Consider the following 23677-nt stretch of genomic DNA (forward strand, 5'->3'; position numbering starts at 1 on the left):
ATGAAAAAAAATAACCAAAATCACAATACAGCATGGTTTGCATTAAATACTTTAGCAACAAGTATGCTACTCATAAATTCTGCGCATGCATTACAAAGCTTAGATGATAGTGCATTGCGTAATGTTAATGGTCAAGATGGAGTTCATATTTCAACCTCTTATGATGAAATCAATGTTGATAAGCTTTATTGGCAAGATAATGCTGGAATAGGAACTTCGAGTAGAACAAATAGTAATTTACAAGCGACAGCTGAAAATTTTAAGATTCAGTCAACCAATGCTAATGTTTCAAACTTACCTATTTCAAATCGGACTCCAGGGACAGATTATAAAATAAATATAGGCAGTGGTAGCGGTAGTGATGCTGGTAGAACTGGACTAGATTTAGCCATTTCGGCAAATCCTTCTTTAATTACAATTGATCAATTTAAAGTATGTGACACTGAGTCTACTCAGCGTTGCAGCGCCCCAATTGGGAATATGGCAATTCAAACAAGTTCAGTTATTGATCTTAATTTTAAGACTCGTGATGGACTTTTTAGTAAAGATAAGCAAGCAACTTTAGATTTAGGATTGAAAAATGCGAATATCTATTTAGGACAAAAAGATGTTAGTAATGAGCTTAATCAACTCATACTTAAGAACTTTAATTTTAACTTTTTAGGTAAAGGCGTTATGTTTGTAGATGCCATTGGTGGCTTTAGATTACAAACTAATTCCGACGGTGTTGGTAAAGCAACAATTGCATATAATTCTAATGGCACAATAAATTTAGCATCGAGTACTCAACCAGATGCAACACATGGATATGTTGATTTTAGAAGAACTACAGATTCTGCATCTAGTAATTTAAGAAATACTGGCAGTTATGGTAATGGTGTAGTCGGTGCTGGTGGTGATACAACAAACTCAGGTTTAAATTTAGAATTTTTACTGAATAAAGATGTAAGCAAAACTTCACCTTATGTTCTTGATGGGACTAATAGTCCAAGTAATGCCAAGGGATTAATACGTGTTGGCGCAAGTGGTCGAATGGTAAATGGTTATTTACAGTTGAGAGGCTTGAATACAACAAATAAGAATAATCCAGATTATACTGGAGTAAATTATGGTAAATCTGATCAAAGTAATATTGTTGGTAAAACTAACAACTTAAGCACTGATTTATCATTAGCAGCAAATAATCCTATTACTACAACAACTGGAAATAATATTATGGGGAGTACAGGTATTGCTTTCCGTATGGCTGCTGAATTTACTAAAGATAATGATCCAATGTTGGGGAGTGATGGTAAGGCAACTACGCTAGAAATTGGTAATGCAGGTCTAAATACTTATGGTTTTGAATTTGGAAATTTAACTGGATTAGTAGCGACTGATCGTGGTTCATTTGATAGTGGTAATGTATATGTGAATCTAGCTGATACTCGAACAGTTTTATTACCTGCAAATAAACTTTTTCAAACCAGTCGATTTGGTAATGGTAATTTTTTAACTAGTAATAATGATTATATTCAATATATCTATACAGACACTCCAAATGGTATCGCTGCAAATCAAAATCCTTATAGTTTACTAGTAGCGGTTCGAGGTGCTGAATTCCAAGCAATATCTCGTCTAGGTCGTTTTACAAATAGTGCTCGAACAAATGATGCAACTGGTGCAGCAGTTCCAAATATTGCAGAGCATAATGGTACTAATCAATGGGGACTAGCATTACCTTTTTATAATTTAAATGCCAACATGGCGATTTTTGGTACCAATGTTGATGCATCTACTGCTTATGCTTATACGTCTGATTATAAAGGCTATAATAAATCGTCTACAAATAAAGTTGTTGTTGGCACAGGTTTAACGCCGCGTCTAGGTTTTTCACTGGCCATGAGTACTGAGGGTGTAAGTTCTGATGGAAGTAAAACAACATCAATTTTAGTAATTGATGGTAAAAAAATAGGTGCTAATAATCAACCTGTTGATTATTATATGGGGTTGCGTAATATTGATTTATTACTCAAAGGCACTGGTAATATTGGTGTAGAAAAGGGTAGTTTAAACGTTAGTTTAAAAGATTTACTTATTGTGGCTGCAGCGCAAGTTGCTGCTGGATATCTACCAGGGACAACTTACCAAACTTGTGTATTGTCTACATCAAATGCAGGATGTAATAGCTCTGTTCCAGCTAATAATAAAGTAGCATTAAATAATTTTGCTACATCAAATGATGTGCTATTTGGTATTAAGTTACGCGCTGGTGGTAGCATGGATTTTTCACTTATACCAAATAGTGAGTATAAGTCTGATGGAACTGGGAGTAGTTTAAATATTGTTGGTGATTTTACTTTAGACCCAAAACAAGGTAATACAATTCAAATTAGTGATCCTCTTGATGGCTCTACACTCGGTTTAGATAATTTAACGGGTAAAATGGCATTTAATAATGCAATTGTAATTGCCCCAAAAGCCAATCAAAATGGTGCTGAAGGGATGGTTAGCTTCAACTCATCATTTACATTTAACCCAGATCGAACAACCGATGGCGTATTTCGTGCAAGAGATATAAATCTGTATCCACCGAATACTGGTGCAGGTGCTCGTTTAGGTGAATTGGCAATCACTGGCGGTAGATTAACTAGCCAATTTGGTATTATGCCACGTAATTAAAGTGCATCATCTATTTGGTCTGAAATAGATTGAATAGATGATAAGCTATGTTAATCTATCGGATGTATTTTAAACATTTGTCTACGGATTAGGGCAATGAAAAAAAGTAAAAAGCTAGGATGTCTATCGTTACTGCTATTAAGTCCATGTACTATGGCGATGCAACCTATCGATGACCAAAGTCTTGCTACAATGACAGGGCAAGATGGTCTGACTATTCAAGCGCAGGCAAATGTTGAATTCAAACAACTTTCTATGATAGATAATGATGGTTTGTCATACGGTAGTGGTTCTTCATTGTATACATCGCCTGATTATACTAAAAGGGCTGGTTTAGTGATTGGAGGGCAAACGTCTTCTAGCCCTGTTCGAGTTGTAGGGCTAAATGGTTCTAGTGAAACTATTCTTGGATTCAACGCTGTAATTGATTCAGATGCTGGAACAGTCGCCAATAAAGGTGCTTTCACAAATATTGCTTTATCTTTTAATAATAATATTACAGGAATTCGTATTTCTCCTTTTTCTGTATATGCTGCTAGTGAAGGTACTCTCTCTGATATCATTAGTAATTCATACAGTAAAAGTACTATCTATGATAGTTCTACATTAAAACCTAAAGCAGGTTTAGTGAAAGAAATAGTAAGAGTTGGTGGTGCAAGTGGGATAGATATCGTTTTTGCCGCTAATAAACCAACAGTAAATATTCAATTAGGTGCAGCACCACAAGGACATATGATTATGTTTGGAGGTGCAATAAATTCAATTTGTGGCTCAGGTAGTGGTTGTAATATAGTTGCTGTTTCTGACTATGATGGAAGCAATAATCCATATGGTATCGGTTTTGATTTTCAATTTACAGGTCATAATAATTCACCTTTTGGGCTGACTGGTTTTTATGCTGGTATTGAGGGTAAAAATGGCACAGATTTGGGTGGGTTAGTTTTTGGGAATTCGGGAGTTTCAGACAAATTTAACTTGAGTTTAAATAACGTAATTTTAGGGCAGTCTGGAAGTCCGTCTACGACATATCCATCAAGTACTTTTAATGGATTGCCAAATGCTTCAATTGGAAGTATAGGTGCTGTAGGTGCATCAGTTACTAACTTAAAGATGAAAGTTAGTGGGATGTAATAAGTTAGTCATTTTATTAAAGCGACCTCAGTCGCTTTTTTTATCAATATACTCTTATTAAAAAAGGTCAGCTCTGCTTCAAGTAATTAATAATCTCATCTAGTTGTTTCTCTTTCTTTACTTTTGTCCAAAGCTCTTGAGCTTCAGGATAGGCTTTGGTCATCATACCTAACCATTGCTTATAACGACCAATCATCCCGACTTCGGTCTTGTACTGGCCACTTAAAAAACGTTGCTGGAGTTGCACTAAATCTGACCAAGAAAGGATAGCTTGATCACTATTCTCTCGAATACATAAGGTTAAATCTGGTGTTGTAACCGCACCACGTCCAATCATCAGGTCTTGGCAATGAGACTGTTCTAAACAGGCTTTGGCATCTGTATTATTCCAGATTTCACCGTTGGCAATGACATTGATTTTTAGTGCCTCAGTAATTGGCTGAATTTTTTCCCAGTAAGCGGGTGGGGTATAGCCATCTGCTTTAGTACGCGCATGTACGGTAAGCCAATTTGCACCAGCATCTTCTATCGCATGTGCATTATCTAAAGTGTGGTTTTCATCTAAATAGCCCAGACGCATTTTTGCTGAAACAGGGATATGTGCAGGTACTGCATCACGAACAGCTTTGACCAGTTGATGTACTGTTTCTGGTTCATCCAATAAGACAGAACCACCACGATGACGATTAACAGTTTTAGCGGGACAACCAAAGTTAAGATCAATTGCAGGTGCGCCGAGTTCCACAACTTTCGCGGCATTGGCTGCCAACATCTCTGGATTATTCCCAAGAAACTGTACATGCACAGGTGTGCCTGCTGCGGTTTTACCTGAGTTTTTGAGTTCGGGACAAAAACTATAATAAATATGATCTGGAAGAATACTATCGGTAATACGAATAAACTCGGTTACGCACCAATCAAAACTGCCGACATGAGTGAGCACATCACGCATGATTGGATCAGTTAGACCTTCCATTGGAGCGAGCACAAGTTTCACGATTAGTATTACCTAATTAAAAGAATACAGCGTTATACGCATTTTCAGATAGGCTGTCTAGTTTATTATGAAACTAGAAATTAACGTCCCAAAATCATTTCTAAAACAAACTTACTACCGATAAAACCAATTGCAAGTAAGATAAAACCTGTAATGGTAAAGCGAATTGCTTTACGTCCGCGCCAGCCAAATTTGTAATGCCCAATTAAAAGCGCACCATATAAAAACCATGAAATAATACTAAAAGCGGTTTTATGAGCAAGATGTTGAGCAAAGAAGTTATCAATTGTAAAAAAGCCAAAGAGAAGTGCAGCAGTGAGTAACCCAAAACCTGTGATAATTAAATCAAAGAGTACCGATTCCATCACTTGGAATGGTGGAAGTAAGTTAACCCAAATTCGTCTTTTTTGTTTCTTCTTAAGTTCTCTATCTTGAAACCAAAGTAATACTGAATGAATGGTTGCCATCAGTAAAACAGCATAAGCTGATAAAGAGAGGATGATATGAAGATCTAAACCTAAGCTATGTTGTTCAATGACTTGGTTTGGTTGACTAAAAGCATATCCTAAAATTAAACCAATTGCGGCAACAGGAGTGCCAATTAAATTTAATGGCAAGATTGGTCGAATTAAACTTAAAATTAAACTGAGTGCTAGCATCAGCCCCGAAGTGAATGAAATCAGGTTAAATACATCATAATTCACGCCAATTGGTGTCATCATATCTTGATAGAGCACAGTACTATGCAGTAATAGCCCTAGACCAATCATAATCGAATAACACCAAAGATTTGGAGTACGTTTTGACATCAAACGTATAAACAAATACCAAAAAGAACTGGTATAAGCTACAAGTGCCAAAATTGTGTAAACCAAGGGGAGACTGATCATGTCAAACCTTTTTCAGGGGGTTGAATAATATTCACTATATAAGATGTAAATTCGCTTCGAACTACAGTATCCTATAGCATCTTACGCATAAATTTTCTATTTTAAGAAAGATTTTTTTGCAACTAGCCATTTTAAGCGGATTTCGCAATGTTTGATACCTTAACAGAACGACTCACACAGAGTTTAAGAAATGTTACTGGCTCAGGGCAGCTGACCGAAGACAATATTAAAGATACCTTACGTGAAGTACGTATGGCACTTCTTGAAGCCGATGTGGCATTACCTGTAACTCGTGAATTTATCGCGAAGGTTAAGGAAGAAGCTCTCGGTCAAGAAGTCATGACTCAGCTTTCTCCAGGTCAGGCATTTGTAAAAATTGTCTATGATGAACTCACCAAAATGATGGGTGAGGCAAATGAGACTCTAGATTTAAGTGCAAAGCCACCTGTCGTGGTTTTACTTGCAGGTTTGCAAGGTGCGGGTAAAACAACAACTGCCGCAAAATTAGCGCGTTTTCTGAAAGAGCGCCAAAAGAAAAAAGTAATGACAGTTTCTGCTGACGTTTATCGTCCAGCCGCAATCAAGCAGTTAGAAACAGTATCCAATGAAGTTGGCGTGGGTTTCATTCCATCAGAAGCATCTGAAAAGCCAATTGATATTGTTAATCGTGCGATTGAACAAGCTAAAATCCAGTTTGCTGATGTTTTAATTGTCGATACCGCAGGACGTCTGCATGTCGATGAAGACATGATGGATGAGATTAAAGAATTACATGCTGCAGTTAAGCCAACAGAGACTCTGTTTGTTGTCGATGCAATGACGGGTCAGGATGCTGCTAATACAGCAAAAGCGTTTAACGATGCTCTGGCTTTGACTGGTGTTATTCTCACTAAAACTGATGGTGATGCACGTGGTGGTGCTGCGCTTTCTGTTCGTGCGATTACAGGTAAACCGATCAAGTTCTTGGGTATCGGTGAAAAACTAGATGCACTTGAGCCATTCCATCCAGATCGTGTTGCACAACGTATCTTGGGTATGGGTGACGTACTTTCTTTAGTCGAAGAAGTTGAACGCAAAATCGACAAAGAAAAAGCCGAAAAAATGGCGAAGAAATTGCAGAAAGGCGGAACCTTCAACTTTGAAGATATGCTGATGCAATTTGAGCAAATGAGCAAGATGGGCGGGATGATGGGCTTCTTGGATAAGTTGCCTGGCATGAGTAACTCTGGTATTCAAGATGCGATTGCACAAGCAAATCCTGAAAAGCAAGTGAAAAAAATGGAAGCGATTATTCAATCGATGACCATTAAAGAACGCCGTAACCCAGATTTGATGAATCCAAGCCGTAAAAAACGTATTGCTGCGGGTTGTGGTATGGACGTTGCTGAAGTGAATAAATTAATTAAGCAACAAGCCCAAATGGCGAAAATGATGAAGAAATTTGCGAATCCGTCAGGAATGAGCAAAATGTTGAAGTCATTAGGTAATATGCAAAAACAATTTGGTGGCGGTAACATGGGGCCTTTATTTGGTAGTAATGAACCAAAGAAATAACCTAAAGCTATCTAGAAAAGGCGCAAATTGCGCCTTTTTTGTTAAATCTTACTTGTGAATCTAAGTATCAATTTAATACAGAAAATCAATATGAAAATAAACGAATAAGGGGTAAAATAATTTTAAGTATTTGTTTTATATTTATAAATTTTTGTATATGTTACATAATTCGAACGGTAAGGTATTTATACTACATTGTGAAAATGCAAATCCAGAACAGTATTGGTATTTATGGTTAGAACAACAATTAAAATCTGAAGGAATTGCCGCTGAACGTATATTTCTTGCCGACTCGAATCACCCAGAAGCTGAAAATTTGGCAAACTTGTTTAGAAACACAACTACAAGATTTAAATGAACAGAGTATTGTTGTTGCTCATGGATTGTCTGGTATTGCCGTGGTTCACTTTCTAGCAAAGCGTCTGTAACAAACTCAGTTGAAAGCATGCTTATTTATTGCTGCTTCTAATGAACCTATAGCTAAATTTCCTGAATATGATGAATTTATTCAGCATTCAAATTTTACGAGCGCCGTAATCCGAGCCAATGTTAAAAGACACCTCGTTTTCTTTTCTACGAATGATCCTATTGTCCCAGTGCCTTTGACCTTTAAATTTTCAAATTTACTGAATGCCCAACTGATTGAAGCTGTTCAGGCAGGGCATTTTCGTACTGAAGATGGATATACGATGTTTCCTCAGTTGTTCTAGATACTTCAAACATTGGTTAATGCTGACTTAAGTTGAACGTAATTTTTTAGTCCTTTAAGTAAGAGATCAGATTCAATCAACGGCCGATGATGTTGCAGAAATTTGGCGAATATATCAGCATCTCCACCTGTTAAAATCAGGTGTTTAGGTGATTGTTGCATGATTTGATCAATGGTACTAATTAGACCTAGCAAGATACCGTGATGTACAGCATCAACGGTGTTGTGTCCTGGTTTCAAATTATCGAATGCAGAGTCAGGAATTTTAATACCTTTGGTATTTTGAATGAGTGAATCTCGTTGCAAATATAAATTTGGCAGAATATAACCGCCTAAATGTTGTAACCCTTCTACTAAATCGATGGTCAGCGCTGTACCACAGCCAATCACACAAAAGTTTTGATGAGGTTTTGAAATTGCTAAGACTTGTAACCAACGATCAATCCCGAGTTGACTTGGAACATCATAACCACAACGAAGCCCTGCATAATTAGCATGTACCTGAGCGAAGATAATTGGAATTTCCAAAATATCGAGGATCATTTGAATACGTTGATTATTTTCTGTGTCTAAAACAGATGAAATCCCAACCTGACTTAAATTTTGATGCCTAAAATGTTGAATTAAACCTAACAGTAAATCGGCAGGTGACTGTAAATGTAATTCTGCAGCATGCTCAAGCACTTGATCATTTTCGGTAATCCAATATTTTAAACGGGTATTACCGATATCCAACCATAGACTTTTCATAAAATGATCATTCCTTAAATTGGTGCGAGGCGTAAACGGCCTTGATAGAAGGGTTGAACATGATCGGTTTTAATGAGTACAGCACCATCATTGGAGATGCCTTGAAAGTATCCCTGAATTTTACCTTGGGCATGTTCAAATTCAACGTGTTGATTGAGCCATATTGCATGATGGTTAAAGCGTTCAGCTAAATTATAACTGCCATGTTCAAACCACTGAGAAGCCTGTTGAATCGCAGTGTAGAGCTCAGCAATCAGCGTTAAACGATCAGTATGAGCTAAACCGAGCATCGCCAGAGAGGTAATTGGCTGATCCGCATTCTCTACAGGGGGCGTGTTTAAGTTAATGCCTACCCCAACAATCGCATGATGTGCTGAAAGTGGCTCAACCAAAATTCCACCCCATTTACCTTGTGGACTATATAAATCATTGGGCCATTTGACTTGTAGGCTTAAACCTTGCAAGCTCGGCATTTGCAGAATATTTAAAGCAACTTCCAGTGCAAGGCGACCATCTAAGGCAGTCTTAGTGTGAATCAGTGTACTTAAATAAATATTTCCTTCAGGAGATGCCCATTGTCGTTGATGTTGACCTCGACCTTGTGTTTGCTGTGCACTGCAAACTAATCCTGAGCTAATGCCTTTTTGCGCAATTTCACGCATATCATCATTGGTCGATGTTGTCGTGGTTTTGAGCAAGACGATTTCAGGAAATTGATTTTTTGCATTAAGTAATTGCTGAAGCTGGCGAGTTGCTAAATCTTCCATTGTTTTACAAATAGAGTGGTCATGTGTTTATGGAGTTAATCATATATTTGCTGATAGGTGCAATTGCTGGATTTACTGCAGGTTTGTTTGGTGTTGGTGGTGGCTTAATTATTGTACCAATTTTATATATTGTCTTTACTCAAATGCATTATGACCCGAATGTGATCATGCATATAGCAGTGGGGACATCTTTAGCTACCATTATCGTAACATCAATTAGTTCTGTGACTGCTCACCATGAAAAAGGTGCTGTCTTGTGGAATGTATTTCGTAATTTAGCACCAGGTTTAGTTTTAGGGTCTTTTTTAGGTGCAGGTGTGGCTGATTTACTCTCTGGGCAGCATTTACAGTTAATTATTGGTATATTTGCAGTGTGGATGTCGTACAAAATGTTTAGCGGAGCGCATGCTGTTATTGATCCAAATCGCCACTTACCATCTGCACCATTACAGTTTATTGCTGGTGGTGGAATTGGAGTGGCATCTGCGATTTTTGGGATTGGCGGTGGTAGTTTGACCGTACCATTTTTAAATCGTCATGGTGTGGTGATGCAGAAAGCAGTGGCTACTTCAGCGGCGTGTGGATTGCCGATTGCGATTGCTGGTGCAATCGGATTTATGTGGTTTGGTACAAAAGAGCAAATCAATGTGCCAAATACGATTGGTTATGTTCATATTTATGCTTTTCTTGGTATTAGCGCAATGAGCTTTATTACAGCTAAACTGGGAGCAAAGGTAGCACATCGCTTATCAGCTGCGATGTTAAAAAAGTGTTTTGCAGGCTTATTAGTTGTTGTAGGCTGCTACTTTATTTATAAAGGTTTAATTTAAGTTATCAGCCCATAATGTACTTCAATTGTTGCGATTAAGGTTTCGACCAATAGCAAAACATCATCTTTTTGACGTGCATCGATGAAAAACAGAGGGTAATTAACGCCTTGTGTTGCAAGCCAATCTCGGTATATCGAAAGCGTTCTTTCTGGTTTTCGGTCAATATGAGTAATTGCAATCACAATATTATTGCCAAATGGTTTGAACGCTTCTACATATTGAGCTAGATCGAGTAGTGGATTTTCAGCAGCATGGTCAATCATGACAATCGTACCAATTGCACCTTTGCAGATGACTGCCCAAATAAACTCAAAACGTTCTTGTCCAGGCGTCCCGTATAATCCGACTTTGACGCCATCATCTAAAGTAATCTCACCATAATCGATACCGACAGTGGTGAGCATTTTTTCATGTGATTCAATATCAGTATTTAAAGCCTCGGTGCTGAGTACATCAATTTCCGAGAGGACATTTATCGCCGTGGATTTACCTGACCCCATTGTTCCACCAAAGACAATTTTATATTGTTGTAAAATCATAGAATTATCCTAGGTTAGAAGCCGAAACGATTACGTAATCGACCAAACAGTTTTTTCATAAAATTTTGTTCAGTCATATTTTGACTATTTTGTGGATGAAAATTGGCTTGATTATCTTTGATAATTTTGCCGTAATTTGCACCTAAACTTGCTGCGACAAATTGCTTGACGCGCTGTTCCGGTAATTTTAATTGGTTGGCTACAACTGAAATTTCAGCACCTTTAGCAAAACAAGCAGCCATACGTAAAATATCTTGCCGCTCAATTTTATTTATCGGTTGTGGCCAAATCTCTAAATAGAAACTTGATGCAGAGGGGGGGCAAAGTTCATTAAAATCTTTTGATGCCCAAATTAAATTCCATAACCATTGTTTTAAATCTTGTTGTGGAGTCTCAGTAATCCAAAGTTGGTCATTTTGTGTGGCGTAGGTGTAATTCAAGCTTGGATCTGTATGTAATGTTTGTAGCATCGGATTTTGCCAAATCCATTCGTTACGAGCGTCTGCAATTGCAACTAAACCATTGTTATCAAATAACTGAATTTTCCCATTTTTAGGATTGAGGATTTCTTGTAGAACTTCCCTGATCTGTTTGCGATGAATTGTAGTATTGGTTGCTTGAGGTGGGGATGCTTTTTCTATCGCAGCATTTTTAGATAAGCGCTCATTTAGCCATTGATGTAATGAGTGAACATGATTCAATGGTAGATATAGAATGTCATCTTCGATTGAACTATTTTTATTTGCATCATTGGCAATTTGTAGAACATTAATATGGTTATTTTTGATTAAGCTTTTGATATTCGGTGAATCAAAAAAAACATGATTGATCATCAAAATATCGAGCTGCGGTTCAGAAATATTGCTCCAATTGACTTGGATATGACTAGGAATAGCAGTTTGTATATGTTCTTTTAATTCATTCAATGTTCTGAGACTGAGCCCAAAAATTGCGATATTAACAGCTTGATGAACACTGATAATGCTACTCATAATTACTGATCAATTCAGTAAAATTAATGAAAATGTGTTTGTATCTGTAATAATATTATTTTATGTGATTTATATCAATAAATTTTGGTAAATAAACTAATTTTCAGATATTCGGTTAGCACGATTTCGTAAGCTTAACTCATTGATCTTAAAGATAAGTGATTTAAATTTTTAATCAAATATTTTCTAAAAGTATTGTTTTTATCTTTCGATTGACTTAAAAAGCAATAAAATTGTTAGACAATGATATAGAATTTATGCAGTGAGATCAGTTAAAACAAAAAAGCGCAAATAGCATTGGAATATGCGTATAACAACGATAGCGAGGGGATCATGAATCTCGAAGAGGCTGATAGTCTTTCTGAACAGATTGCAAAATATATTAGTGAGCAAATTATTAGTGGCGAGCTGGTTGAGGGAGAGCGTATTCAAGAGCTACGTATTGCGAAAGAATTAGATGTGAGTCGAGGTTCTGTTCGTGAAGCTTTGCTACTACTAGAACGTACTTATTTAATTGAAATTTTCCCACGGCGTGGTGCAATTGTTTCTGAAATGTCAGCTCAACAGGTTAAAGCTTTGTTTGATACCAATGTCATGCTACTTGGGCATATTGTGCAACGAATTAGTGAGACTTGGAGAGTTAACGAGGCTGAACAGCTACAGACCTTATTAGATCAACTGGTTGAATTTGTACGTGCCGGGGATATTGAAAAATTCTACGATTCGATTTTTAAATATTTAGCAGATCAGCATGATATGGTGGCGAATCCCTATTTAATGCAATTTTATAAAGAACTGTTGCCTTCGTTACGTCGTAGCTACTTTTTAACCTTAAATACTTCACGTCGTGAATTACAGGAATCTTTTACCCTGTTTAAGTTAGTGATTGATGCTATTTTGATCCGAAAATCACAACAAGCGGCTTTATTTATGGAAGATTTTTGTCGACACTTACGTAACCTTGTGTTGGAATCTCTGACACGTATGAAACAGATTGAATTGGCTTGGGCTAGACGCTCACGCCGCTAGTTAGGGCAGTATGCGTTTAAGCAGTTTAAAACTTTCAGGCTTTAAATCTTTTGCCGATAGTACTATATTACATTTCAAAGCAAACCGTACTGCGGTGGTTGGACCGAACGGTTGCGGTAAATCAAATGTCATCGATGCTATTCGTTGGGTGATGGGTGAATCCAATGCACGTCAGTTGCGCGGCGGTAGTATGCAGGATGTCATTTTTACTGGAACGGCTAAACGGAAGCCTGTCGGGGTTGCCAGTGTCGAACTTCGTTTTGATAATACCTACGGTAAATTAGGTGGGTCTTATAATGCCTATAGCGAACTGGCAGTCCGTCGCCAAGTCACGCGTGAAGGTAAGTCTGAATATTTCTTAAATGGCACGCGTTGTCGCCGTCGTGATATTACCGATATTTTCTTGGGTACAGGTCTAGGACCGCGTTCTTATGCGGTGATTGAACAGGGTATGATTAACCGTTTAGTCGATGCCAAGCCTGAAGAAATGCGCGTGTTTATTGAGGAAGCCGCAGGGGTATCTCGTTATCAAGCACGTCGTCGTGAAACCTTACAGCACTTAGAACATACTGAACAGAATTTGGCACGTTTAGACGATATTGCGGCTGAACTAAAATCACAACTCAGAACATTAAAACGTCAGTCTGAAGCCGCGATTCAATACAAGACTTTAGAAGGGCAGATTCGAACTTTAAAAATTGAGATTCTTTCGTTTCAAGCCAATCAAAGTCAAAAGTTACAACAAGAATATACGGTTGAAATGACGGCGCTGGGTGAAAACTTTAAGTTGGTTCGTTCTGAGTCACAGACCATTGAACACGATCTTGAAGCCACCAGTGCTTTATTCCAACGCTTAATTCAGCAATCTTCACCTTTGCAGCATGAATGGCAACAGGCCGAGAAAAAGTTGTCTGAATTAAAAATGACTTTGGAACAAAAACAGAGTTTATTCCAGCAAAACAGCAGTAGTTTGGTTCAACTTGAACAGCAAAAATTACAAACCAAAGAGCGTTTACAATTATCAGAGTTACAGGTCGAAACTTTAACAACTCAATTTGATGAGCAAAACGAAACCTTACTTGCCTTAGAGCAGCAAACGCAAACTGCTGAGCAGAATTTTAGCGATGTTCAAGTCCAACATAAGCAAGCACAGCAGCAATTTGAACAACTGAAAACTCAAGTCGATCAGCAACAACAAAAAAAGTTGCAGATGGCTGCACAAATTGAGCAATTGGGTAAGAATGTTTTGCGGATTGAGCAGCAAAAGCAGACTTTGCAAACGCAAAGCACTCAGATTCGTTCTCAGGTTCAGGATGATGAACAGGCGCAGTTAGAACAATTACAGCAGCAACTGCAACAGGAAATAATTGCGTTAGAAACCGCGATTGAGCAATTACAGCAGGGTGTTCAGACACAGCAAGATCAACAACAGTTGCAGAAGGCTGATGTACAGAACTTGAAAACTGAGATTCAGGTTTTATTGGCTGAACAAAAGAATTTAAATCAATTGGTGGCGAAGCAGAGCCCGAAGCATGATCAAAATGCAGCTCGATTGATGCAAAGCCTACGTTTAACTGCTCAAGCTAAAGCGCATGCAAACATTATTGAGAAGTTCTTGGCCAAGTGGTTGCAAGCGCGTTTACTGGATGGTGAACAGTCATTTCAGGAAGGTGTGGCTCGACAGTTAAAAACAGAATCTCCCCTAACCCTTCTTTTAAAAAGAGGGGAACTCCCTCCTTTTATAAAGGAGGGCTGGGGTGGATTTAATGATTATTTAAGTGATTGGATCGAAGCCCCGCAATCTTCACTCTGGTCAAATGTTGCCGTTGCAGAAGATTTAACCACAGCTTTGCGATATCAATTGGATCTCCAGCAAGCACAATCCATTTTAACGCTGGATGGTTATCATGTCGGTGCCGATTGGGTGATTGGTCTGCATTATGATGAAGACAGCCAAACTGCGCAGGGGATGCTTAGCCATCAAGTCCGTTTAGAAGAAATTGAACAGCAGCTTGCGGAGAAGCAAGCACAATTGCTTGAGTTGGAACATCAATTTTCACAACAGCAGCAAGGGCTGCAACAGCAACAGCACAACTTACAGCAACAGCAGCAAAGTCTGAAACAAAAACAGAAAGAGCAGCAACAGCTTGATGTACAAATTGCCAAACTACAAAGTACGGCACAGGCATTTGTATTACAGCAGATGCAATTAGCAGATCAACTTAAACAGCTCGATGTGCAACTTGAAGAAGATGCCATGCAGCGTGATGATTTGGAAATTGATTTACATGCACTTGCACTCAAATTAGAAGCAGTATTACCGAATTATAAGACTTTACAGTTTCAGGTCGAAAATCTGAATGAACAGTTGGATGAGCAACAACAGCAGTTGACGCAACAGCAGCAGCAACGTGAAGCTTTGCGCCGCCAGACCTCGCAAGCCAATCAGCAAATTGAGTTGCTCGAAAAAGATATTTCATTTCTGAAAACCCAATATCGACAAATCATTGAACAGATTGAGCAAGCGAAAAAGTTTGTTGATCCGATTCAGCTTGAATTACCGAACTTAGAGTCGCAATTCCAAGAGCAATTTCAGCAAACAGAAAAGCTGCAAAAAAATTGGAATGAGTGGCAACTTGAACTGAATCAAGTCCAAGAGAAACAGCAGCAATTGACAGAACAACGTCATCAAGCACAGCAAAAAGATGAGCAGGTGCGTGAGCAGTTAGAGCAAAAGCGTTTGGCTTGGCAAGCTGCTAAATCAGATCGTGAGCATTATGTGGAACAGCTCAAAGAACTCAATGCGGATGCTTTATCTGATCTCTCGATTGAAATAAAAGATCATCAACAGAAATTAGAAAAAGCATTGCAACAATTTGATAAAATTGGTGCGGTAAACTTGGCAGCTTCACAAGAATATGCAGACGTGTCACAGCGTTTTGATGAGCTGAGTCATCAGATGCAAGATCTACAAAATACGGTTGATCAGCTCAAAGATGCGATGAAAAGTATTGATCAAGAAACACGTAAATTATTTATGACCACCTTTGATCAGGTCAATCAAGAGCTGCAAGTGCTGTTTCCAAAGGTATTTGGTGGCGGTGAAGCGACCTTAAGTCTTGAGGATGATTGGCAGTCTGGGGTGAAATTGATGGCACGTCCACCTGGCAAACGTAATAGTTCTTTGGCACTACTTTCAGGTGGTGAAAAGACTTTAACTGCTTTGGCATTGGTATTTGCGATCTTTAGGTTGAATCCTGCACCTTTCTGTGTATTAGATGAAGTTGATGCACCACTTGATGATGCCAACGTACAGCGGTATTGTAATTTGGTAAAAGAGCTTTCTGAACAAGTGCAATTCATTTACATTACACATAATAAATTGGCGATGACAATGGCAACTGATTTACTGGGAGTGACCATGCCAGAGCCGGGCACATCAAAATTAGTGACTGTCGATTTAGAACAGGCAAAAGAATACGGGTTAGTTTCGGAGTCCTAGTATGGAAATGAATACAATAATAGGCATTGTTATCGCCGTTGTGATTATGCTCGTTGGTTTAGCAATGGTTTTGAGAAAACCAAAAACAGTTGAGCCATCATTAGACGCTGATTTACATATTAATTCTGACAGCAATCAGCCTGTGATTCCGCGTAATGTACGAGAGCAGCTTCTACAAAAAGACACTGTAATCTCAACAACTGAACGGGTTGAACCAAGTTTTAAAGCAGACACTATTCAAGTGGATATTCAAGCAGCACCTGTACAAACTGTTGTAGAAGAGAAAGCTGAAGAAACGGTAAAAGTTGCGGCTGCGCCTGTCATTCATACTGAAATCAATACAAGCATTGAACGATCAGAAGATCAACCACGAGTAGTGGCGGTATCTGATGATGAAGACTTGTTAGATAAAGCTGATGAAACGAAAGTTGAGCCAGAACTGAGTTTAAATCCAAATATTGCAACTGTTGAAATTGAAGAATTTGATGGTGAGAGTAATATCTTGGATGTGCATTTACATGAACAGCAACGTTATGATGATGAAAGTGCATTAGCAACAGCTGAGCAGATTATTGCGCTGAATGTTTTTCCAAATCCACGCCGTGCGTTGTCGGGCGATAAAGCATTAAAAGTATTGCTGAAATATGGTCTCCGCTTTGGTGAAATGTCGTGTTTCCACCGTTATGAAAATACAGAAGAGCCAAGCACATTGATGTTCTCTGTATTGCGAATGACGGACAATGGTCCTGCTGGCTTTGATTTAGAAAGTTTATCTGGTGAGCAAGTACAAGGTTTAGCATTCTTCCTTGCACTGCCAAATAGCAAAGCTGTGACTGGCTATGACATGATGACTAGTATTGCAGGCTTAATTGCGCGTGAAGTCGATGGCAAAGTCTATGATGAAAATAATTTAGAATTTACGCCACAATTGAAAGAACATTGGCGTCATCATGTGATTGATTACCGTCCAAATCAAGCAACCGTCTAATGAATCTTTTATAATAAATTCAGTAAAAAATTATAGGGCGGTTTTTCCGCCCTTTTATATGGTGAAATTTAAATGGAACACAACTCAGTTATTGAGCAAATGCGTCAGTTAATTCAACTGATTGCAAAACATAACCATGCTTACTATGTGATGGATGAGCCATCCATTTCTGATAGTGAATATGACCATTTATTTCATCAGCTTAAAGCATTAGAACAACAATATCCTGATTTGATTCAAACAGATACGCCGACCAATAAAGTTGGTGGTCAAGCCCTATCAAAGTTTGAAAGCGTGACCCACGCTGTGCCAATGCTGTCATTGGGGAATGTCTTTAATCAAGATGATCTATTTGCTTTTGCACGCCGTATTGATGAACGTTTACCGAACCAAAAAGTTCAATATGAAGTTGAACTCAAGCTTGACGGTTTGGCGATTTCACTTTGGTATGAAAATGGTGTACTGGTTCGTGGTGTCACTCGTGGTGATGGTGAGACAGGTGAAGACATTACCCAAAATGTCAAAACCATTCGTAACTTGCCCAAAGTGTTATCGAGTCAGTATCAAGCGATTCCAGCGTTTTTGGAAGTTCGTGGCGAAGTGTTGATGCCAAAGCAAGGCTTTGAAAAACTCAATGCCGATCAAGAAGCCAAAGGTGAGAAGACTTTTGCTAATCCACGTAATGCCGCGGCAGGAAGTTTAAGACAGCTTGACCCAAATATTGCTGCGTCACGTCCATTGGCATTCTATGCTTACGGTATTGCTCAGTGTGAGCCTAGTCATGGTCTCGCAACGATGCATGATAGTTTACATTGGTTAACCAAATTTGGTTTTGAAATCGCTGAGCGTCAATTCTTGTGTGCTTCGATTGAAGAAGTACAACAACGTTATGAACAAATTCAACAAGAACGTCCAGATTTAAAAGTTGAAATTGATGGCATGGTGGTGAAGGTCGATGATCTGAAACAACAACAACAATTGGGTTTTTTGAGCCGTGAACCGCGTTGGGCAACCGCTTATAAATTCCCTGCACAAGCTGCCTTGACCAAAGTTGAAAATATTGATTGGCAAGTCGGACGTACCGGAACACTTACCCCAGTTGCACGTTTAGCACCCGTCTTTGTGGGAGGTGTAACTGTTTCCAATGTGACTCTACATAATATTGGTGAAATTCATCGTTTAGACGTACGCGTTGGCGATACGGTCAGTGTGTACCGTACGGGTGATGTGATTCCGAAAGTTGAAAAAGTTTGGGCTGAATTTAGACCTACTGATGCGGAGATGGTACATCTTCCGACGAATTGCCCTGTATGTGAATCGCCTGTTGTTATGCCAGAAGGTGAAGCACTAGCACGTTGTTCGGGTGGCTTATATTGTGCGGCACAACGTATTGAGGCGATTCGTCACTTTGTATCCCGTAAAGCCTTGGATATTGAAGGTTTGGGAGATCGTTGGGTAGAGTCGTTATTACATCTCGATTTACTCAAAGATGTTGCCGATATTTATCATTTGCATGAACATCGTGACACCTTATTGACTATCGAGAAAATGGGTGAAAAATCCGTTCAAAACCTGATTGATGCCATCGAAGCGAGTAAGAAAACGACTTTGGCACGTTTTATTTATGGCTTAGGTATTCGTGGTGTAGGTGAAACCACGGCACGTATGTTAGCCAATACCTTCCAAACTTTGGATGCTTTGAAAGCTGCCGATGTTGAAGCACTTAAGAAAACGCCTGATGTCGGTGATATTACAGCGGAGTGGATTGCAGATTTTTTCCAAGCACCGCATAACATTGAAGTACTCGATCGTTTATTGGCAGCGGGGATTCATTGGGATGCACCAACTGCTCCGACACGTCAACCATTGAATGGTGAGAGTTGGGTGGTGACAGGCACACTGGAAACCATGGGACGTGATGAGGCGACACAAAAGTTACAAGCTTTAGGTGCGCGAGTCAGTGGTAGTGTGTCCAGTAAAACCAAATGTGTCGTTGCGGGTGAAAAAGCAGGAAGCAAATTGGATAAAGCACAAAAATTAGAAATTCGAGTGATGAATGAACAAGAGTTTTTAGACTTTTTGGCGCAATACGGAGGTGTTGAATGAGTATTAAAGCATTGAAAGCCCATCTGGCCACAAAACCTGAAAAAGAATTGCTTCAAGAAATTGTTAAACTATATCAACAGTTTTCAGTAGTCAGAGATTTTTATGATTCACAGATAAGTGCAGAGGGGGCAAATGACGTACTTTCTAAATATAAAAAAATAATTCAAGATGAATTTTTGCCCAAATATGGATTTGGTGATGCAAGGTTATCTGTCGCACGAAAAGCGGTTATGGACTTTAAAAAGCTCAATGGATTAAATATACATCTAGTTGATCTTGCAATCTATTATGTTGAAACTGGAGTAAAATTTACCAACATGTATGGCGATATTAATGAGCCATTTTATAATAGCATGGAGTCAATGTTTGCTCAGGCAATGAAATGGATGAAGCAGCTCAATGTAGAAAGTCAATTTCAACAAAGAGCAACAAAAATTTGTCACGATACAGATGGCATTGGCTGGGGGTTTCATGATGGACTATGTGAAACTTATAGTGATTATTTTGATGATTAATACTTAAAAGTATAAGAAACAAGCCTATTCAAACCGATGTAGTTGAATAGGCTTTTTATTGTTAAATATATTTTTTCACAATGCCATCATCGAGTAGTTGCTGGAAATGTTCGCAAACACTGCCACGGATATCTCGATAGTGAATACCTAACTCATTCACACTACGCTGTGAATTAAAGTAGATTGGATAACCCATATTCAGTTTGACAAATTGGCGTGAATGACCAAATACGGGTGCAACTAAAGAGAATGCTGTTTTAGGTACAGTGAAATGTGGGAATGGGTATCTATAACCGAATTTTTGCGTTAAGGCTTTGCCCATTTCGAGCAAACTTAATGTTCCGCCACAAATGATATAGCGACCTTGCGCTTTAGGATTGAGTGCCGCAGCAACATGTGCATCAGCAACATCACGTACATCGACAATACCATTCCACATTGGCGGTACACCAAATAATGTTGTGCCATTCCCGAACTGTTGTAAAACTTCGATACTGCCAGATTGACTTGCATCAGTGAGTGATGGTCCCATCACCAGTGCAGGGTTGATACAGACAAGACTCCAACGATTTTGTTGCTCGGCCATTTCCCAAGCTTTGCGTTCAGCAGCAACTTTTGAATATGGATAAGGTTGATGGGTTTCACTACTGGTGTTATTCCAATGGTTCTCATCAAATTCATTATTTGCTGTGTTTTGAATTTCAACTGCATCACCATAAGTTGACGCAATACTTGAGGTTAAAACCACACGTTTCACTGATTCTGTACGATTTACACTATCTAAGACATTCTCTGTACCTTTGACTGCAGGTTCAATAATGTCTTTAACCGCATCTTTATAGTTAGTGACAACAAAAGGTGATGCTGTATGAATGACGACTTCACAACCTTGCATGGATTCATCAAAAGAATGTGCTTCGAGTAAATCTGCTTTGAAAAATTGAATTTTTCCAGATGACTTTTCTGCAATATCATATAAATGCTGAATTTTATTTTTCTTTGATGGGTCTCGAACTGTTGCATGAACGTTATAGCCTTGATTGAGCAGTCGTTCGATAATCCAGCCAGCAATATAACCTGTTGCGCCAGTGACTAATATTGGTTTACTTTTGTCCATTGTTATTTCCGCATAATGTTTTTGTGATTGATGTTATTTAACGAATTTTGCTCAAACAAACAACGGCTGAACAGTCATTTTTTTATAATTTATGCTTAAAAGCCGAACTGAATAAGAAGCATTGCGAATCGTTACAAAAATTCAAACAACAGATTTTTCCTAAAATTATGCTTTAGATGGTTTTTGAATCTTATGCAAAGGCTTATTTTACTTGGATAAATTAAGCTAATTAGAACTGTAAATGCGTATGTTTCTCATTTTAATTTGATAAAAATCATAAACTTACACATAATATTTTTGCAATTGCTGTCTAATTTCACCATAATAGACTTATTCGATAGGGAGTAAGTATTATGCGTGGCAATCCAGAAGTCATCGACTATTTAAATATGCTCATTGGCGGTGAATTGGCTGCTCGTGATCAATATTTAATTCATTCAAGAATGTATGAAGATTGGGGCTTAAGTAAAATTTACGAGCGTATTGATCATGAAATGCAAGAAGAAGCTTCACATGCTGATTCAATCATTCGCCGTGTTTTATTTTTGGGTGCTCAACCTAATATGAATCGTGAAGACATCAATGTGGGTACGGATGTTGTAAGTTGTTTAAAAGCTGATTTAGCACTTGAATATCATGTTCGTGAGAAACTTGCGACAGGTATTAAATTGTGTGAAGAAAAAGGCGATTATATTAGCCGTGATATGTTGCGTCAGCAGCTTTCTGACACAGAAGAAGATCATACCTATTGGTTAGAAAAACAATTGCGTTTAATTGAATTAATTGGTTTGCAAAATTATATTCAATCGCAAATTTAAGTTTTTGTGAATTAGAAAAACTCAGCAGATGCTGAGTTTTTTTGTTTAAGCACTATTTTTTAATTTGAGCTTCTTTTAAATCTTTTAATACTTGATCAGCATGTGTTTGCGTATTCACACTCGTGTAGTGATACATAATTGCACCTTGAGGATTAATCAAGAAACTCTCACGTTTAGCAATTTTTGTAATCCCGAGGTTTCTAACAATGCCAAATTTTCCAGCAAGTTCGCCTTTTTCATCTGCCAAAATGGGGAAAGGTAAACCAAGCTTTTGTGAAAACTTTTGGTGTGATGCAACATCATCCAAACTAACGCCCAGCACGACTGCATTTGATTTTAAGAATTGAGGATAAAGTGATTTAAATTGATTGGCTTCTTGAGTGCATCCTGCAGTGTCATCTTTAGGATAGAAATAAAGTACAATCCATTTGCCTTTATATTGGTTCAAAGTGTGCCATTTCCCACTTTGATCTTGAAGTTTGAAATCTGGTGCAGACTGTCCAATCCATTCTTTTTGAGCGGTATTTTGTTTAGAGAAAATAGAGGTTTGAGCAAAGCTTGAACTCGCTGATCCGAGCAATATAAGTGTGCTACAAACGATAATAACTTTGGATTTTATCGTATTCATCATGTTGATCTCAAAGTGTGATAGATCATATTTTAGCAAATCAGATCGACCTCGCTAGGAAAAATAACTAATTTATGCGATGTTTTATACAAAATGATTATGCAACCGACAGGTATCTAATTGTCTAAAAAAATCTTACTCATCACTGGCTGGGGGGGTGGTGCTGAATTATTAAAACCTTTACATGATGCTTTAGAACAAAAGGGATATTTCGTTCAGCGGATTAATATTTTTAATGCTCTCGATAATGAAATTTTGCAGCAGCAGGTCGAACTTGCTGTGAACTTCGATGTAATTGTGGGATGGTCACTGGGTGGTCAACTGGCAACTATATTAGTTAATCAAATCCAGCAGCAATATACTGAACAGAAGATTTTAATCACTTTAGCTTCAAATCCATGTTTTGTCGCTCAACTTGATTGGTCTACAGCAATGTCTGTTGAAACCTTTCTTCAGTTCAAACAGTCATTTGAGCAGGATGCCATTACCACGCTAAAACGGTTTAGCTTATTGGTGTGTCAAGGTGCAAGTTCGGCAAAGAAAGACTTCTTAGCTATGCAAAAATTGATTCGTCCACAACCGATTGCGTTATTGAAGCAAGGTTTAGAATTGTTAAAGCAGTTAAATTTGATTGATATATGTAAAAAATATCAAGGTAGACAGTTGCATGTCTTTGCAGAGCATGATGCTTTAGTTCCTTACCAAATTGCACAGAATATTCAAGATTTAGCTGCAAAGAATTTATCTACTGTTTCGATTGAAGGCTCTTCACATGGCTTTCCATGCTTTATGGTTGAGCAGACTGTGCAAATAATTGAAGATTGTCTTAAAAAGACCGCTTAATCTGGCTTGAAATGAAAGTTCTCGCAATATATTTTAGATTTTGACAAGTTTAAGATTAAGAGCGATTGAAACTTATTGAATGTTTTTATCATTGTTGAAATTTACTTTGAGTATTCGCTATCGTGGAGGCGACATGGATGTCGCCGTTAGGCTGTGGCATCAAGGACGTGCCATTAGCCTAACAAAAGATTTTTGCTTACTTTTCATTTTTGAAAAGTAAGTCCAGCTGAAGGCTTATCCTGAAATTGGATGAGTACTCGGAATAACACCATGCAGTACATTGTTAAATATTGGATTTATAGAGGTATAGG

Annotated in this window: 19 protein-coding genes and 1 pseudogene; 12 read left to right on the plus strand and 8 right to left on the minus strand. The window is 38.2% G+C overall.

Annotated features, from left to right (window positions below; translation table 11 throughout):
• Window positions 1-2661, plus strand: a complete 2661-nt coding sequence (locus tag ACN19N_RS03395; RefSeq protein WP_420001968.1) for a DUF6160 family protein — start codon at window positions 1-3, stop codon at window positions 2659-2661.
• A gap of 96 nt (window positions 2662-2757) precedes the next feature.
• Window positions 2758-3792 carry a DUF6160 family protein gene (locus ACN19N_RS03400; protein WP_420001969.1) on the plus strand — a complete coding sequence of 345 codons (1035 nt, stop codon included), beginning with the start codon at window positions 2758-2760 and terminating at the stop codon, window positions 3790-3792.
• A 67-nt stretch (window positions 3793-3859) separates the two neighbouring features.
• Here ACN19N_RS03400 and ACN19N_RS03405 read toward each other — a convergent pair whose 3' ends face one another.
• Together ACN19N_RS03405 and ACN19N_RS03410 are read right to left on the minus strand one after the other, a co-directional pair.
• Window positions 3860-4789 (minus strand): tRNA dihydrouridine synthase, encoded by a 930-nt coding sequence (locus ACN19N_RS03405; protein ID WP_420001970.1) that lies wholly within the window; start codon window positions 4787-4789, stop codon window positions 3860-3862.
• An 80-nt stretch (window positions 4790-4869) separates the two neighbouring features.
• Window positions 4870-5679 carry a cytochrome C assembly family protein gene (locus tag ACN19N_RS03410; protein ID WP_269239132.1) on the minus strand — a complete coding sequence of 270 codons (810 nt, stop codon included), beginning with the start codon at window positions 5677-5679 and terminating at the stop codon, window positions 4870-4872.
• 147 nt (window positions 5680-5826) lie between these two features.
• On the opposite strand from ACN19N_RS03410, the gene ffh reads away from it, so the two are divergent.
• Window positions 5827-7233 (plus strand): signal recognition particle protein, encoded by a 1407-nt coding sequence (gene ffh, locus ACN19N_RS03415; RefSeq protein ID WP_004663664.1) that lies wholly within the window; start codon window positions 5827-5829, stop codon window positions 7231-7233.
• A gap of 157 nt (window positions 7234-7390) precedes the next feature.
• Window positions 7391-7943: pseudogene (locus ACN19N_RS03420) on the plus strand (RBBP9/YdeN family alpha/beta hydrolase).
• Window positions 7944-7948: 5 nt separating this feature from the next.
• On the opposite strand, the gene ACN19N_RS03425 reads toward ACN19N_RS03420, so the two are convergent.
• On the minus strand, window positions 7949-8692 hold the full coding sequence (locus tag ACN19N_RS03425) for a pantothenate kinase (protein WP_269229709.1): 744 nt from the start codon (window positions 8690-8692) through the stop codon (window positions 7949-7951).
• 14 nt (window positions 8693-8706) lie between these two features.
• Window positions 8707-9459 carry a biotin--[acetyl-CoA-carboxylase] ligase gene (locus ACN19N_RS03430; RefSeq protein WP_420001971.1) on the minus strand — a complete coding sequence of 251 codons (753 nt, stop codon included), beginning with the start codon at window positions 9457-9459 and terminating at the stop codon, window positions 8707-8709.
• 29 nt (window positions 9460-9488) lie between these two features.
• Between ACN19N_RS03430 and ACN19N_RS03435 the strand changes: the two genes are divergently transcribed.
• Window positions 9489-10289, plus strand: coding sequence for a sulfite exporter TauE/SafE family protein (locus ACN19N_RS03435; protein WP_269239135.1), 801 nt, complete (start codon window positions 9489-9491; stop codon window positions 10287-10289).
• Here ACN19N_RS03435 and ACN19N_RS03440 read toward each other — a convergent pair.
• Entirely contained in the window at window positions 10286-10828 is a 543-nt protein-coding gene (locus ACN19N_RS03440) for a GTP-binding protein (RefSeq protein ID WP_269239136.1), read from the minus strand. The two genes, ACN19N_RS03435 and ACN19N_RS03440, sit on opposite strands and share 4 nt — an antisense overlap.
• Before the next feature lie 14 nt (window positions 10829-10842).
• Complete coding sequence (locus tag ACN19N_RS03445) at window positions 10843-11808, minus strand: hypothetical protein (RefSeq protein ID WP_420002352.1); 966 nt, start codon at window positions 11806-11808, stop codon at window positions 10843-10845.
• A gap of 345 nt (window positions 11809-12153) precedes the next feature.
• On the opposite strand from ACN19N_RS03445, the gene ACN19N_RS03450 reads away from it, so the two are divergent.
• The 5 genes from ACN19N_RS03450 (at window position 12154) to ACN19N_RS03470 (ending at window position 19960) form a co-directional block, all read left to right on the plus strand.
• Window positions 12154-12849 carry a GntR family transcriptional regulator gene (locus tag ACN19N_RS03450; RefSeq protein ID WP_269239138.1) on the plus strand — a complete coding sequence of 232 codons (696 nt, stop codon included), beginning with the start codon at window positions 12154-12156 and terminating at the stop codon, window positions 12847-12849.
• A gap of 10 nt (window positions 12850-12859) precedes the next feature.
• On the plus strand, window positions 12860-16351 hold the full coding sequence (gene smc, locus ACN19N_RS03455; protein WP_420001972.1) for a chromosome segregation protein SMC: 3492 nt from the start codon (window positions 12860-12862) through the stop codon (window positions 16349-16351).
• Window position 16352: 1 nt separating this feature from the next.
• A complete protein-coding gene (locus ACN19N_RS03460) occupies window positions 16353-17339 on the plus strand; it encodes a cell division protein ZipA C-terminal FtsZ-binding domain-containing protein (protein ID WP_420001973.1) in 987 nt (328 codons plus the stop codon).
• A gap of 72 nt (window positions 17340-17411) precedes the next feature.
• On the plus strand, window positions 17412-19445 hold the full coding sequence (gene ligA / locus ACN19N_RS03465) for an NAD-dependent DNA ligase LigA (protein ID WP_420001974.1): 2034 nt from the start codon (window positions 17412-17414) through the stop codon (window positions 19443-19445).
• Entirely contained in the window at window positions 19442-19960 is a 519-nt protein-coding gene (locus ACN19N_RS03470) for a DUF6155 family protein (protein ID WP_420001975.1), read from the plus strand. Before ligA ends, ACN19N_RS03470 begins: the two co-directional genes overlap by 4 nt.
• A gap of 61 nt (window positions 19961-20021) precedes the next feature.
• On the opposite strand, the gene ACN19N_RS03475 is transcribed toward ACN19N_RS03470, so the two are convergent.
• Window positions 20022-21077, minus strand: a complete 1056-nt coding sequence (locus ACN19N_RS03475) for an SDR family oxidoreductase (RefSeq protein WP_269229720.1) — start codon at window positions 21075-21077, stop codon at window positions 20022-20024.
• Window positions 21078-21430: 353 nt separating this feature from the next.
• Between ACN19N_RS03475 and ftn the strand changes: the two genes are divergently transcribed.
• The gene (gene ftn, locus ACN19N_RS03480; protein ID WP_005056633.1) at window positions 21431-21895 is read left to right on the plus strand and encodes a heteropolymeric bacterioferritin subunit Ftn; all 465 of its coding nucleotides are present in this window, start codon (window positions 21431-21433) and stop codon (window positions 21893-21895) included.
• 52 nt (window positions 21896-21947) lie between these two features.
• On the opposite strand, the gene ACN19N_RS03485 is transcribed toward ftn, so the two are convergent.
• Window positions 21948-22526: a peroxiredoxin gene (locus tag ACN19N_RS03485; RefSeq protein ID WP_420001976.1), complete on the minus strand. Its 579-nt coding sequence runs from the start codon at window positions 22524-22526 to the stop codon at window positions 21948-21950.
• 117 nt (window positions 22527-22643) lie between these two features.
• On the opposite strand from ACN19N_RS03485, the gene ACN19N_RS03490 reads away from it, so the two are divergent.
• Complete coding sequence (locus ACN19N_RS03490; protein WP_420001977.1) at window positions 22644-23366, plus strand: hydrolase; 723 nt, start codon at window positions 22644-22646, stop codon at window positions 23364-23366.
• Window positions 23367-23677 lie beyond the last annotated feature (311 nt).

Source organism: Acinetobacter sp. LF10 (assembly GCF_048585715.1).
Classification (GTDB): Bacteria; Pseudomonadota; Gammaproteobacteria; order Pseudomonadales; family Moraxellaceae; genus Acinetobacter.

Coding starts and splice junctions, on each gene's coding strand:
- ACN19N_RS03395 (WP_420001968.1), top strand. CDS start 1: ATGAAAAAAAATAACCAAAATCACAATACAGCATGGTTTGCATTAAAT.
- ACN19N_RS03400 (WP_420001969.1), top strand. CDS start 2,758: ATGAAAAAAAGTAAAAAGCTAGGATGTCTATCGTTACTGCTATTAAGT.
- ACN19N_RS03410 (WP_269239132.1), bottom strand. CDS start 5,679: ATGATCAGTCTCCCCTTGGTTTACACAATTTTGGCACTTGTAGCTTAT.
- ffh (WP_004663664.1), top strand. CDS start 5,827: ATGTTTGATACCTTAACAGAACGACTCACACAGAGTTTAAGAAATGTT.
- ACN19N_RS03425 (WP_269229709.1), bottom strand. CDS start 8,692: ATGAAAAGTCTATGGTTGGATATCGGTAATACCCGTTTAAAATATTGG.
- ACN19N_RS03430 (WP_420001971.1), bottom strand. CDS start 9,459: ATGGAAGATTTAGCAACTCGCCAGCTTCAGCAATTACTTAATGCAAAA.
- ACN19N_RS03435 (WP_269239135.1), top strand. CDS start 9,489: ATGGAGTTAATCATATATTTGCTGATAGGTGCAATTGCTGGATTTACT.
- ACN19N_RS03440 (WP_269239136.1), bottom strand. CDS start 10,828: ATGATTTTACAACAATATAAAATTGTCTTTGGTGGAACAATGGGGTCA.
- ACN19N_RS03450 (WP_269239138.1), top strand. CDS start 12,154: ATGAATCTCGAAGAGGCTGATAGTCTTTCTGAACAGATTGCAAAATAT.
- smc (WP_420001972.1), top strand. CDS start 12,860: ATGCGTTTAAGCAGTTTAAAACTTTCAGGCTTTAAATCTTTTGCCGAT.
- ACN19N_RS03460 (WP_420001973.1), top strand. CDS start 16,353: ATGGAAATGAATACAATAATAGGCATTGTTATCGCCGTTGTGATTATG.
- ligA (WP_420001974.1), top strand. CDS start 17,412: ATGGAACACAACTCAGTTATTGAGCAAATGCGTCAGTTAATTCAACTG.
- ACN19N_RS03470 (WP_420001975.1), top strand. CDS start 19,442: ATGAGTATTAAAGCATTGAAAGCCCATCTGGCCACAAAACCTGAAAAA.
- ACN19N_RS03475 (WP_269229720.1), bottom strand. CDS start 21,077: ATGGACAAAAGTAAACCAATATTAGTCACTGGCGCAACAGGTTATATT.
- ftn (WP_005056633.1), top strand. CDS start 21,431: ATGCGTGGCAATCCAGAAGTCATCGACTATTTAAATATGCTCATTGGC.
- ACN19N_RS03485 (WP_420001976.1), bottom strand. CDS start 22,526: ATGATGAATACGATAAAATCCAAAGTTATTATCGTTTGTAGCACACTT.